Below are 13,190 nucleotides of genomic sequence, written 5' to 3' on the forward strand. Positions count from 1 at the left end.
GCAGGATGGAAACATGAGAAGGCGGCCCCCAATCGGCAGCCGACCTTGTGCACCGTGAAAGGGACACCCCCGTGAGCATCGACCCGTCGTCCATCCCGTCCTTCGGCCTGCCGCAGCCGCCGCAGGGCGGACAGCCCGGTGGCGCTCCGGCCGGGCCGCCGCCGGTGATCGTCCCGGACCAGAACCTGGTCGCCCAGCTGCTCGACCAGATGCAGCTCAAGCACGTGGTGGACGAGGAGGGCGACCTCACCGCCCCGTGGGAGAACTTCCGCGTCTACTACATGTTCCGCGGCGACCACAAGGAGCTGTTCGCGGTCCGCGCCTTCTACGACCGTGCGTTCCCGCTGGAGAAGAAGGGCGAGATCCTCGACCTGATCGACGAGTGGAACCGCGAGACCCTGTGGCCCAAGGTCTACACCCACACCCACGAGGACGGCGTGGTCCGCCTGATCGGCGAGTCCCAGATGATCGTCGGCAACGGCGTCAGCCTGGAGTACTTCGTCGGCACCACCGCCAACTGGACGCAGGCCGCGGTCGGTTTCGAGCAGTGGATGGTCGAGCGCCTGGGCCTGCAGGAGCAGGTCGAGGACGAGAAGCCCGCCGACGGCGAGGACGGCCCGGCCGACGAGGCCTGATCCCCGGCCCCCTGGCACCCCGGAAGGGCCCGCCCACCGACCCGGTGGGCGGGCCCTTCCGCACGCCTGGCACGGCTACGGGGCGACCGGCGCGCGCAGCAGCAGGACGCCGTCCTCCTCCCGCACCGTCCGGAAGCCCTCCGTGCGCAGCTTCGCTATCTGCTCGGTCTCCTGCTCGCCGTTCAGCGGCCAGCCCATCGGGTTGCGGGTGTCCACCACCACCCACTCCGCGGTGCGCCAGTCCTTCGGCCAGCCGAACTCGAACACCGTGCAGCGGCTGGTCAGTTGAGGCACCAGCCGGTTGCCCGCCGCCACCCGCGCGCCGGACGGTATGTCGGCCAGCACCGACTGCACCGTCCGCACGTGCGCGGAGCTGCGGTAGAAGCCCGCGTCGGTCGCCTGCGCCATCGGGAAGAGCGGGAACAGCATCGCGGTGACGGCCACGCTGCCGCCCAGGAACGGCACCGTCGCCCAGCGGCCCCAGTGCGGCTTCGCGGCCCGCAGCCGGATCAGCGCGTCGACGAACGCGGCGAACACGATCGGCATCAGCACCACGCTGTAGTGGTACTGGGTGCCCCAGTACATCGGGTTCTTGCTGAGCAGCCGCCAGCCCAGCGTCGGGACGGCGACCAGGAACAGCGGCGAGCGCAGCGCCAGCAGCAGGGTCGGGACCAGCAGGAAGAACAGCAACTGCCCTTGGACGGTGGCGGTCACCAGATGCCCCGGCACCGACAACAGCCGCTCCAACAGGCCCGGTTCGGTGCCGGGCCGGCTCTCCAGGTTGTCCCAGTAGTTGTAGGCGTGACTGGGACTCATCGCCGGCAGCAGCACCAGCAGTTCCAGCGCGCTGGCCAGCACGCCGAGCACCATCGTCACCACCCCGAGCCGCCGCGGCCCGCGCCAGGCCACGTAGCCGCCGATGACGGCGACGGTGAGGCCGAGGTCCTCCTTCACCAGGCAGAGCGGCGCCGCCCAGGCGACCGCGGCCACCCAGCGCCGCTCCGCCAGCGCCACCACCGCGAACGCCAGCAGCGGCGCCGCGAAGGCCACCTCGTGAAAGTCGAAGCCGATCGTCGAGCCGACGCCCCAGGAGAACCCGTACCCGAGCGCCACCGCGACGGCCGCCGCCGCGCCCAACTCCCGTTGCGCCCAACGGGAGATCGGCACCACGGCCAGCGCCAGCAGGGCGGCCTGCCCGAGCAGCAGCGTCTCGGCGCCCGGCCACACCAGGTAGAACGGCACCAGCGCCAGCAGGATCGGCGAGAAATGGTCGCCGAGCAGGTTGTAGCCCTCCCCCTTCAGCGGGGCGACCGGCAGCTCGAAGTGCGCGTAGCTGCGCACCGCCTGCTCGAATATCCCCAGGTCGTACCCGGTGGTCAGGAGCAGTCCGTGGCGGCGCAGGCAGAACAGCGCGTAGAACGCGAAGAACCCGGCGGCCAGACCCCACGGCAGCAGCCGCGGCCAGCTGATCCCGCGCCACCGGGCCGGCGGGCTCCCGTCGTCCCCGCTCAGCCGGACGGGAGACGACGACACGACTGTTCCGGACGCCATATCTTCACTTCCGATAGCCCCACGCGGGCCCGGTTCCCCCCGGCCCCACGGATCCCCGAACGGGGATCACCCCTGTGGCGCCAGGCTAGACCAGCCTTCGCGAACGGACGATCCGTTCGGACAAGGAACAGTCACGGGCCGCGGCCCCGGCGGACGGTGTCCGGCGCGGCCGCGGCCCGTGCGGATCGAGCAGGCGCTCCGGCGTCAGCGGCGGCTCCGGCGACGGAACTTGGGGAGCAGCAGGCCCACCGCGGCGAGGGCGAGGACCGAGAGCCCGCCGACCAGCGGGGTGGGGAAGCTCCCCGCCCGGGCGGCCGACGCGGTGACCGCCCCGGTGCCGCCGGGGGCCACCGGGAACGTGACGGTGGCCCGCGCGGAGTGCTCGACCACGCCGCTGCGGAGCGCGAGCTCCACGTTCCACGGGCCCTCCGGCACCCGGGTGTCCAGCGGGACGACCGCGTCCGCGCTCTCGCCCGGGGCCAGGGCGGTGCCGGTCCTGGCGGAGAAGGGTCCGGCGCGCAGTCCGCCGGGCCCGTCGGAGAGCGCGAGCGTCCCGCCGATGTCCAGGGCGCGGCCCCCGGTGTTGCGGACCCGGGCGTGCAGCTCCGCCCGCCCGTCGTGGCCCCGGGCCGGCGTGAGCTGCTCGATCTCGAAGTCCGAGGCCGGCTCACCGCCCGGGCCGACGTCGAGGTACATCCGGACGCCGACCCGGCCCAGGATCGTCAGATTGTGCGAACGGTCCGCAGGCCGGCCGGCCTGCGCGGAGCGGTCCTCGGGGCGGCCGGTCTGCGCCCAGATGACGCCGTACCGCTCGCCGGCGGAGGCGTTCTTGGGCACCTGGACGGTGGCGCGGACCTGCGCCGTCTCGTGCGCCGCCAGGTCGAGGCCGGTGGTGTCGAGCGACGTCCAGCCGGTCAGCTCGTTGGGGGTGCGGTCCGGCGCGAAGGTGAACTGCCCCTTCGTGATGGCGGCCGCCGCGGCGTAGACGTCCACGTGCATCGGCGTGGACGACTCGTTGCTGACCTCCACCCGGCGCTCGATGGTCGAGCCGGGTGCGAGGTGGTCGACGATGTACGCCTGCGCCCTGGGGTCGTCGCGGCGGTCCTCCGGAGCGTCGAGCAGCTTGATGCCGATGGTCCGCTGTTCCGGGCCCTGCTCCGGGGTCCGTTCCCCGTGCTGCTCGTGTTCGGCCGTGCCCACCGCCGGGGAGGGCATCCCGTCCGCCATGGCCGGCGTCATCGCGGCCGCCTGCACGACGGCCGCCAGCATCAGCGGCACCAAGTACCCGCGCGCACCTTTCATCGCGTCAGGCAACGGACTGGGTCAGCACGCCGGTGTACACCCCGCCGACGGCCGAGGCGGGTACGTGGACGCTGACGGTCGGATCCCAGGTCGCGGTGTTGTCCCCGACCCCGGCGGTCCCGGTGAGCACCGTCTGCGCGGAGTTGCTCAGCGTCACGTTGGTCGGGGTGACGGTGATGGTGCCGGTCGTCGTCACCGATCCGACCGCATAGGTGGAGTCGGTGGCGGGAATCGTCGACGGGCCGTTCACGAAGTCTGTCTCCGACGCGGTCACCGTCCAGCTCGCCGAGGCCAGGGCGCGGTCGTCGACGACGGTGCAGGGGCCGATCTGTGCGCCGATCGTGGTGCCGGGCGCTCCCGAGCCGAGGGTGGCGGCCGCCGGTACCGACAGCGTCAGCGCGCCGGAGGTGACCGTGAAGGTGAGGGTGGTGCTGGGGTCGGCGTCCTCGACGACGGCGCCGGCAAGGCCGGGCTGGGTCATGGCGAGGGCGGCGGCCACGGCCGCGATGGACAGAATTCGTGCACGCACAGTAGCTCCTGGAGTAGTCCCCCGAGGACAGAGTTGCCGGGTTGGAACGCCTCTTGACGCGTGATCAGCCAATCCAGCGCGACCTGTCCCCGCAACCCGGATTGCGCCGATCCGCGCACCGGCGGGACCACCGTCCACGCCCCACGTGTGCTTGTCCGCGGCCTGCGGCCGTCGCAGGATTGGCCGAACACAACCTGCGAGGAGCCGCAATGGGTGCAAGGCCGCTGCTGAACCGCCGGCTGGCGGGCATGGGAACGACGATCTTCGCGGAGATGTCCGCCCTGGCCACCGCCACCGGCGCGATCAACCTGGGGCAGGGGTTCCCGGACACCGACGGCCCCGAGGAAGTCCGGGAGGCGGCGGTGCGGGCACTGCGCGACGGCCGCGGCAACCAATACCCGCCGGGCCCGGGGGTGCCGGAGCTGCGACAGTCGATCGCCGAACACCAGTACCGCTTCTACGGATTGACGGTCGATCCGGACACCGAGGTACTGGTCACCGCCGGCGCCACCGAGGCCATCGCCGCCGCCCTGCTCGCCCTGCTGGAGCCCGGCGACGAGGTGATCGCCTTCGAACCGTTCTACGACTCCTACGCGGCCTGCATCGCGATGGCCGGCGCGGTACGGGTGCCGCTCACCCTTCGTCAGCCCGCGTTCCGCCCCGACCTGGACGAGCTGCGCTCGCTCATCACCCCGCGCACCCGGCTGCTGCTGATCAACACCCCGCACAACCCGACCGGCACCGTGCTGACCCCTGAGGAACTCGCCGCGATCGCCGAACTGGCCGTCGAGCACGACCTGTTGGTGATCACCGACGAGGTCTACGAACACCTGGTCTTCGCCGGCGCCCACCACCCCCTCGCCGCCCTCCCCGGCATGCGCGAACGCACCGTCACCATCTCCTCGGCCGGCAAGACCTTCTCCTTCACCGGCTGGAAGGTCGGCTGGGTCACCGCCGCACCCGAACTGGTCGCCGCCGTCCGCACCGCCAAGCAGTACCTGACGTACGTCTCGGCCGGCCCGTTCCAGTACGCCGTCGCCGAGGCGCTGCGCCTGCCCGACACGTACTACGCCGACTTCCGCGCCGAGTTGCGCCGCAAGCGCGACCTGCTGGCCGCCGGCCTGGCCGAGGTGGGCTTCCGGGTGTTCGAACCGCAGGGGACGTACTTCATCACCACCGACATCACCCCGCTCGGCGAGAAGGACGGCATCGAGTTCTGCCGCACCCTCCCCGAGCGCTGCGGCGTCGTGGCCATCCCCAACGTGGTCTTCTACGACAACACCGAGGCTGGGCGCTCGCTGGTGCGCTTCGCCTTCTGCAAGGGGGATGGGGTCCTGGCCGGAGCCGTCGAGCGACTGCAGCGCCTGAAGGTCTGAGCCCCTACGGGCAGGAGCCGGGCTACGGCTGTGCATTGCCCGGCCGACCGCCGGCCGGGGTGGCTGAACGGGTGATTTGGCCAAGGGGACGGCTGCGGCCATGGCAGGGCCCGGGAATTGGGGACTCGCGGTTCGAAGCCGCGTCTCTCCGCTCTCGCGGACAGCCATCGAACAGGAGTCTCATATGAAGCGACTCACCGCGGGTCTGGTCACGGTCCTTCTGGCCTCAGGCGCATCCGTGTTCGGCCCTGCTTCCCCGGCGCAAGCCGCCACTGTCCAGGTCACCCCCGCCGATCTCGGCCCCCAGGGTCCCTGGTTCCGTCTCCAGGATCAGCCTGGCAACGCGGGACGGCCCCACGGCGTCCAGGAGGTGTCGCCGTTCGCCGCGCCCGACAGCTTCAACGGCAGCCTCCACCTGGCTGTCGGGCCGGGTGAGCAGTCCCAGGCCGCCCACTACTTCGCGCCGGTGACGCTGAGTGAGATCGCCTCCTCCCCGCTGTCGTACGACACGTACGTCGACAGCGCCCACTCGACCGCCGCCGACACCGGCCCCAGCCTCCAGCTGCCGATCTACTGCCTGGGCACGTTCACCACGATGAGCTTCCAGCCGCAGCTGGCCACCGACGCGCAGGGCAACCACGGCATCGTGCCGGACACCTGGCAGCACTTCACCTCCGGCCCGGAAGGCGTCTGGCGCAGCTCGCAGACCATCCCGGGCACGCCGATCACGGCGGGCGGCGACTACCCGCTCAGCACCTACGTGGACACCTGCACCGGTGCCAACAGCGGGGCCCTCGGTGTCATCGCCAACGTCGGCAGGCTCGGCGACCCGAACGCCACCCTCGACACCTACGTCGACAACATCACGGCGGACGGCACCACCTACGACTTCGCCGTGGACGGCAGGGCCACCGGCGACGTCACGCTGCGGGGCGGCCAGAACTCACGGTTCGAGCGCACGGTGGACGGCACCGTGACCTTCGAGAGCCCCGCGGACGGCCCGCACTTCCAGCACATCGGCACCCGGATCACCCTCGATTCCCGGCGGCGCCTCGACCCGGCGGCCGTGGAACTGACCGCGAACGGAGTCCCGGTCCCGCTGACCCAGGGCGCCCGCGGCGAACTGACCGGCATCGTGACGGGCAGCAGCCCCACCGACCTGCTCCCCGGCCAGTCGGTGTCCACGGACATCCAGCTCACGTTCCTCGGCGAGACCGGGAGGCCAGGAGCTCGGGTCGGCAGGGTGACCGTGACCGCCGAACTCCTCGCCCAAGGCTTCACTCCGCTCCAGCCCACCGGCGTCACCGGGAGTGCCACCACCCGCAGCTGACCCAGCAACCCGCCCATCAGCTCCGGGCGACACCGTACGGGCGCCCTTCCGCACCGGGAAGGGCGCCCGTCGCGCCGTACACACCGGGCGTCCTGGCATGTCCGAATGCCCTTCGCTCCGAGCGCACTCCAGGAGTGCACGGCGCACGAGACCGGCGTAGCGGCACTCCGCGAACAGAGTGCAACCCGGGACCGATCACACCCAGTCGGGCACAGGCCTCAGAACAGTGAATGAGTGCCAAACATGGGTAAATCCCCGACGGACCCGGAGAATTCGTGCTTCTCTGCTGCTGAATCTCCAGCCGGAATTCCTCCTTCCACGGTCGGCCGCGCCCCGGATCGGACAGCCTCGAACAGCCTCACGCACTGAGGAGTGGACTCCGGCCGATGGGGCGCGTACGGAGCTGAAACGCGGAGCCGAGCATGCTCACCACCTTGCAGACCTCCTACACGGACACCCGCGCCGGCGACCTGGCCTGGCAGCTGGGCGGCGAACCGCTTCCCGCGCTGGCCGTCCGCGACATCGGACTCGACGACGGGACCGGCCGGTCCGGCGCCCCCGGCGGCACCCTCCAGCTGCGGCTGCTGGGCGCCTCCCACCAGGTCGTCCTGGCGGCCGGCCCGGGCGACTGCCTGGAGACGGTGGCCTGCCTGCCCGGCCGCCGCACCCCGCTGCCGGCCCGGGTCGCCGAGCAGGTGGCCGGCTGGGAGTACGAGTTCGCCGCCCGGATCGAGGAACTCCCGCCGCACGTGTTCGAGGCCCGCGCCCAGGAGTTGCTGGCCCTGGTCGAGGGGCACCCGCGGGCGCTGGCCGGGGTCTTCCCCGGCGACCCGAACGCCTTCACCGCCCTGGTCGCCCACTGCGGGGACCGCCGGGTGCACTGGCGCACCTGGCACGCCTACCCGCAGGAGGGCCGCCTGGTGTGCACCCGTTCCTCGCTCTCGCTGCGCCGCCCGGTCGGCGTCCCGGCCACCCCGGCCGCCCCGGGCGAGCTGGGCGGTCAGGGCGGGCACCGTAGCCCCGGGAGCGGCCCGGAACCGCAGGCCCGGTGGTGACCGGACGTCAACCGGACGCCGCCAGCTGTCCCCCGATTGGGCGCAGCCATTCACCCGGGCTCTCGCCTAGCGTTCATTCATGATCAACCATCCGGTCGGACGGTCCGCGCAGCCGGGTCCGGACGCCCCCGCTCCCCCGTTGGCGGCCGAGTCCCGCCCCACCGCCCCCCGCCCCGCGGGCCTCGGCGGCGCGATCCGGGCAGCGGGCGCCATACCGCTCGCCCTGCCCGCCCGGCCGGCCCGGATCCTGGTGCTGCTGGCCGCGTTCGTCTGCGCGGCCTGCGGCCTGGTGTACGAACTCGAACTGGTCGCGCTCGGCGGCTACTTGCTGGGCGACTCGGTCACCCAGACCTCCGTGGTGCTCTCCGTGATGGTCTTCGCGATGGGCATCGGCTCGCTGCTCGCCAAGGGCCTCACCCGCCGCCCGGCCACCTCCTTCGCGCTGGTCGAGTACGCGCTGTCGCTGACCGGCGGCCTGTCCGCGCTCGCCCTGTACTGCGGCTGGGCCTGGCTGCGCCAGCCGCACGCCACGCTGGTCGCGCTGGTCACCGCCACCGTGCTGATCGGGCTGCTGATCGGCGCCGAGATCCCGCTGCTGATGACGCTGATCCAGCGGATCCGGCGGGAGCACGCCGGCCGGGCCGTCGCCGACCTGTTCGCCGCCGACTACGTGGGCGCGCTGATCGGCGGCCTGGCCTTCCCGTTCGTGCTGCTGCCCGCGCTCGGGCAGACCGCCGGCGCGCTGGTGACGGGCGCCGTCAACGCGGTCGCCGGGGCGGTGGTGGTGCTCTGGCTGTTCCGCGCCGAACCCACCCGGCGGGCCCGCCTGCTGCTGTGGACCGGCTGCGGCCTGGTGCTCGCCGCCCTCGGGCTGGCCGCCGCCTGCACCGGAGCGATCGAGCGCGCCGCCCGGCACGCCCTGTACGGCGGTCCGATCCGGTTCGCGGCGCAGAGCCGCTACCAGGAGATCGTCCTCACCGGCGGCCCGGCGGAAGCGGTCGCCGGGCAGCGCACCCCACCGCCGCTGAAGCTCTTCCTGGACGGCCGGCTCGCCGTCTGCGGCCCCGACGAGTACCGCGAGCACGAGGCGCTGGTCCGCCCCGCGCTGGCCGGCGGCCCCAGCGGCCGGGTGCTGGTGCTCGGCGGCGACGGCCTGGCGCTGCGCGAGGTGCTGCGGCACCCGGCGGTGCGCAGCGTGCTGGTGGTCGAACGCGACCCGGAGCTGCCCGCGCTGGCCCGCCGGGACGACGCTTACGACACGCTGACCGAGCACGCCTGGGACGACCCGCGGGTGCGGCTGGTGACCGCCGAGCCGATGGGCTGGTTGCGCAAGACCCCCGGGCAGTTCGACGTGATCGTCTCCGACCTGGACGACGAGGCCGCGCACGGCAAGTACCGCTCGCGCGAGTTCTACGGCCTGGCCGCGCGGCGGCTGGCCCCGGACGGCCGGCTGGCGGTGCGCGGCGGCGCCCCGGACGGCGTGCTGTGGAGCTCCGAGGCGGGGCTGGCCGCCGCCGGGCTGGACGCCGTCCCCTACCAGGGCCTCGCGCCGGCCGCCGGGGACTGCGGGCCGGCCGGGCCCGCCCCGGCGTTCCTGCTGGCCGGTCACGCCGTCCCCGCGCTGGCGCTGGACCCGGCCGCGCCCGCGCCGCGTTCGCTCACCGTCGAGGGGCTGCGCGGCACGGCGGCCCGGCTGTCCGCGCACCGGCCGTCGCCGCTGCCGCCGCCGCACGCGCTGATCGGGCCCTGACGGGATCGCCGCCCGGCCGGGCCCGCGGCGGTCGAACCGCCGTTCGCCGTGCGCCCGTTCGCGGCACGCCCGGCCCGGCTTCGGGTGCGGGGCTCGGCACGGCGGCGGCCGGTCGGTAGGCTCGCCGGTATGGAGCATGAGGTTGTCGTCCCGGTGCCCGCCGAGGTGGTCCGGGAGGCGCTGGTGGACCGCGAGCTGGTGGCCCGCTGCGTGCCGGGCCTGAGCGCGGTCGCGTCCACGTCCGCGCCCTCGGCGGCGGACAGCCGGCTCAGGGTCCGGATCGCCGGCTCCACCATCACCTTCGCCGGCCGGCTGTCCGTGGGCGGCTGGCAGGACGGCGCGCTGGAGCTGCGGCTGACCGGCGAGGAGATCCGCGGCGCGGCCCCGGTGACCGCCGAGCTGCGGGTCACCCTGCGGGAGCGGCCGGGCGAGACCGTGGTGTGCTTCGCGACCTCGCTGACCGCCTCCGGCCGGCTGGCGGGCTTCGACGGCCCGGCGCTGGAGACGGCCGGCCGTCGGCTGATCGACCGGGCGGTGGCGGCCCTGGTCGCCGAGCTGTCCGGCCCCAGCGAGGACGCCGAGGACGACCCGGCGGACGGCGCGACCGTGGTGTTCCTGGACGAGCGGGCACAGGGCCCGGACCTGGACGACGACCTCTCGGACCTGATCGCGTTCAGCGAGGACGACCTGCCCGAGCCGGCGCCCTCGGCCCGCCCGGAGCCGGTGTTCGAGCAGGAGAGCGCCCCGGTGCGGCGCAGCATCGTCGGCCGCTCCGCGGAGGAGGTGGACCACGCCCCGCCGCACGGCCGGTACGCGCCCGCCCCGCCGGCGCACAGCGCGCGGGCCCGGGCGGCCACCCGCTGGGGCGGCGCGGAGCCGGCCCTGCTGCCGGGCGCGGGCGGCGAGCGCAGCGCGCTGCCGTGGGTGATCGGCGGCGGTGTGGCGCTGCTCGGCGGCGCGGTGGTGCTGGTCCGGGCCCTGCGGCGGCGCTGACGGGTCCGTTTCTGCACCTAAACTGGCTGTCCATGAGCAACGACCGGGACGCCCTGCTGGCGCAGATCAAGGACAAGGCCGTCGTGCACGGCAAGGTCACCCTCTCCTCGGGCCGGGAGGCCGACTACTACGTCGACCTCCGCCGGATCACCCTGGACGCGGAGGCGGCCCCGCTGGTCGGCAAGGTGATGCTGGACGCGGCCGCGGACCTGGAGTTCGACGCGGTGGGCGGCCTGACCCTGGGCGCCGACCCGGTGGCCGCGGCGATGCTGCACGCGGCGGCGGCCCGCGGCCGCAAGCTGGACGCCTTCGTGGTCCGCAAGGCGGGCAAGGCGCACGGCCTGCAGCGCCGGATCGAGGGCCCGGACGTGAAGGGCCGCCGGGTGCTGGCGGTGGAGGACACCTCGACCACCGGCGGTTCGGTGCTGACCGCCGTGGAGGCGCTGCGCGAGGCGGGCGCCGAGGTGGTGGGCGTCGCGGTGATCGTGGAGCGCGGCGCGGCCCCGGCGATCGCGGAGACCGGCCTGCCGTACATCACCGCGTACACCCTGGACGACCTGGGCCTGTGAGCCCCCGAGCCGGCGCCGTCCGCGCCGGTTCCACGTGGAACAAGCGCGAGGCCCCGGCCACCCGAAGGTGGCCGGGGCCTCGCGCGGTGCGGGCTCAGTGCTTGCGGTGACGGCCGCTGCCGACCACCTCGGCGGTCTCGGCCTCGGCGCCGCCGGCCTTCTTCTTCTTCCGCTCGCGCATCACCTCGACGATGATCGGCGAGACCGAGACCAGGATGATCAGCGCCATCGCGGGCAGCAGGTACTTGTCGATCACCGGGGCGAGCTGGTCGCCGGTGAAGTAGCCGATCAGCAGCATGGACTCGGTCCACAGCACACCGCCGACCACGTTCCAGACCAGGAAGGTCTTGGCGGGCATCTGCAGGGTGCCGGCCACCGGGTTGAGGAAGGTCCGCACGATCGGGATGAAGCGGGCCAGCACCACGGCCTTGGCCGGGCCGAACTTCTCGAAGTACTCCTCGGCCTTCTCCACGTACTCGGGCCGGAAGATCTTCGAGTTCGGCTTGTCGAACATCCTCGGGCCGACCTTGCGGCCGAGCAGGTGACCGAGCTGGGCTCCGGCGATCGCGCAGAGCGGGGCGCCGACCAGCAGCAGACCGATGTTCATCTGGGCGCCGTCGCCGAGCACCGCGGGAGCGGCACTGGAGGCGGCGACACCGGCCAGGATGAGCATCGAGTCACCGGGGAAGAAGAACCCGACCAGCAGGCCGGTCTCGGCGAAGATGATCGCCAGGATCCCGATGGCGCCGACGGAGGCGACGAGCGATTTGGCGTCAAGGACGTTGACGGCGAGCTGGATGTGTTCCACGCGCGCAGGATAGCCCGACTCGATTCGCGAAGGCTCGGCCGGAGGCCCGCGAAGCCCTTGCCCGAGGGCCCGCCGAAGCGGCTGTCCCAACCTGCGGGCCCTTGGGTGTGTCCGCCGGGCGAGTCTGGGAAGATGACCGAGGTGTCCGGCCCGCGGTCGAGCAACCACCCTCAGCTCGTACCGCATCCGTCGTGAACCACAGGCGTATCGAGCCTTCGGACAGCGTCGTCCGATCGCCCCACACCGACAGGAGCGGATTCGCATGCCCATCGCAACTCCCGAGGCCTACAACGAGATGCTCGACCGGGCCAAGGCGGGCAAGTTCGCCTACCCGGCCATCAACGTCACCTCGTCGCAGACTCTGCACGCCGCCCTGCGCGGTTTCGCCGAGGCCGAGAGCGACGGCATCATCCAGATCTCCACCGGTGGTGCGGAGTTCCTGGGTGGCCAGCACAACAAGGACATGGTGACCGGCGCCGTCGCGCTGGCCGAGTTCGCGCACGTCGTCGCGGCCAAGTACGACGTCACCGTCGCCCTGCACACCGACCACTGCCCGAAGGACAAGCTGGACGGCTACGTCCGCCCGCTGCTGGCGATCTCCGCCGAGCGCGTCGCCCGCGGCGAGAACCCGCTGTTCCAGTCGCACATGTGGGACGGCTCGGCCGAGACCCTGGCCGACAACCTGTCCATCGCGCAGGAGCTGCTGGCCCAGGCCGCCGCCGCCAGGATCATCCTCGAGGTCGAGATCACCCCGACCGGTGGCGAGGAGGACGGCGTCTCGCACGAGATCAACGACGAGCTGTACACCACCGTGAACGACGCGGTGCGCACCGCCGAGGCGCTCGGCCTGGGCGAGAAGGGCCGCTACCTGCTGGCCGCCTCGTTCGGCAACGTGCATGGCGTGTACAAGCCGGGCAACGTGGTGCTGCGTCCGGAGCTGCTGGCCGACCTGCAGGCCGAGATCGGCAAGCAGTACGGCAAGCAGAACCCGTTCGACTTCGTCTTCCACGGCGGCTCCGGCTCCACCGCGGAGGAGATCCGCACCGCGCTGGAGAACGGCGTGGTCAAGATGAACCTCGACACCGACACCCAGTACGCCTTCACCCGCCCCGTCGCGGACCACATGTTCCGCAACTACGACGGCGTGCTGAAGGTCGACGGCGAGGTCGGCAAGAAGAGCACCTACGACCCGCGCACCTGGGGCAAGCTGGCCGAGGCCGGCATGGCCGCCCGCGTGCTGGAGGCCGCGCAGCAGCTGCGCTCGGCCGGCAAGCGGATGAAGTAGGCACGGC

At 72.9% G+C, this 13,190-nt stretch carries 12 protein-coding genes; 8 read left to right on the forward strand and 4 right to left on the reverse strand.

Going from position 1 to position 13,190, the window contains the following annotated elements:
* Positions 1-71: 71 nt before the first annotated feature.
* A complete protein-coding gene (locus ACZ6R9_RS04080; protein ID WP_380480394.1) occupies positions 72-635 on the forward strand; it encodes a type III secretion system chaperone family protein in 564 nt (187 codons plus the stop codon).
* Positions 636-710: 75 nt separating this feature from the next.
* Here the strand turns inward: ACZ6R9_RS04080 and ACZ6R9_RS04085 are convergent, their stop codons facing one another.
* The 3 genes from ACZ6R9_RS04085 to ACZ6R9_RS04095 all read right to left on the reverse strand — a co-directional run bounded on the left by ACZ6R9_RS04085 (position 711) and on the right by ACZ6R9_RS04095 (position 4,017).
* Entirely contained in the window at positions 711-2,168 is a 1,458-nt protein-coding gene (locus ACZ6R9_RS04085) for a DUF2079 domain-containing protein (protein WP_465536397.1), read from the reverse strand.
* Positions 2,169-2,390: 222 nt separating this feature from the next.
* Entirely contained in the window at positions 2,391-3,488 is a 1,098-nt protein-coding gene (locus tag ACZ6R9_RS04090; RefSeq protein ID WP_465536399.1) for a COG1470 family protein, read from the reverse strand.
* 4 nt (positions 3,489-3,492) lie between these two features.
* Positions 3,493-4,017 carry a hypothetical protein gene (locus ACZ6R9_RS04095; RefSeq protein ID WP_380480388.1) on the reverse strand — a complete coding sequence of 175 codons (525 nt, stop codon included), beginning with the start codon at positions 4,015-4,017 and terminating at the stop codon, positions 3,493-3,495.
* Positions 4,018-4,226: 209 nt separating this feature from the next.
* Between ACZ6R9_RS04095 and ACZ6R9_RS04100 the strand changes: the two genes are divergently transcribed.
* The 6 genes from ACZ6R9_RS04100 (at position 4,227) to pyrE (ending at position 11,090) form a co-directional block, all read left to right on the forward strand.
* Positions 4,227-5,393: a pyridoxal phosphate-dependent aminotransferase gene (locus tag ACZ6R9_RS04100; protein ID WP_380480386.1), complete on the forward strand. Its 1,167-nt coding sequence runs from the start codon at positions 4,227-4,229 to the stop codon at positions 5,391-5,393.
* Between the two features lie 370 nt (positions 5,394-5,763).
* Positions 5,764-6,723 (forward strand): hypothetical protein, encoded by a 960-nt coding sequence (locus ACZ6R9_RS04105; RefSeq protein ID WP_380480384.1) that lies wholly within the window; start codon positions 5,764-5,766, stop codon positions 6,721-6,723.
* Between the two features lie 422 nt (positions 6,724-7,145).
* Positions 7,146-7,778, forward strand: a complete 633-nt coding sequence (locus tag ACZ6R9_RS04110) for a DUF2617 family protein (protein WP_380480382.1) — start codon at positions 7,146-7,148, stop codon at positions 7,776-7,778.
* Positions 7,779-7,857: 79 nt separating this feature from the next.
* Positions 7,858-9,528: a spermine/spermidine synthase domain-containing protein gene (locus ACZ6R9_RS04115; protein WP_465536403.1), complete on the forward strand. Its 1,671-nt coding sequence runs from the start codon at positions 7,858-7,860 to the stop codon at positions 9,526-9,528.
* 129 nt (positions 9,529-9,657) lie between these two features.
* A complete protein-coding gene (locus tag ACZ6R9_RS04120) occupies positions 9,658-10,521 on the forward strand; it encodes an SRPBCC family protein (RefSeq protein ID WP_465536405.1) in 864 nt (287 codons plus the stop codon).
* A 32-nt stretch (positions 10,522-10,553) separates the two neighbouring features.
* Positions 10,554-11,090 (forward strand): orotate phosphoribosyltransferase, encoded by a 537-nt coding sequence (gene pyrE, locus ACZ6R9_RS04125; RefSeq protein WP_043915296.1) that lies wholly within the window; start codon positions 10,554-10,556, stop codon positions 11,088-11,090.
* A 94-nt stretch (positions 11,091-11,184) separates the two neighbouring features.
* Here the strand turns inward: pyrE and ACZ6R9_RS04130 are convergent, their stop codons facing one another.
* Positions 11,185-11,898, reverse strand: a complete 714-nt coding sequence (locus ACZ6R9_RS04130) for a DedA family protein (protein ID WP_465536407.1) — start codon at positions 11,896-11,898, stop codon at positions 11,185-11,187.
* Between the two features lie 262 nt (positions 11,899-12,160).
* Here ACZ6R9_RS04130 and fbaA point away from each other — a divergent pair, with 262 nt between their 5' ends.
* On the forward strand, positions 12,161-13,183 hold the full coding sequence (gene fbaA / locus ACZ6R9_RS04135) for a class II fructose-bisphosphate aldolase (protein WP_380480374.1): 1,023 nt from the start codon (positions 12,161-12,163) through the stop codon (positions 13,181-13,183).
* The last annotated feature ends 7 nt before the right edge of the window (positions 13,184-13,190 follow it).

This window comes from Kitasatospora sp. NPDC048662, assembly GCF_055587065.1.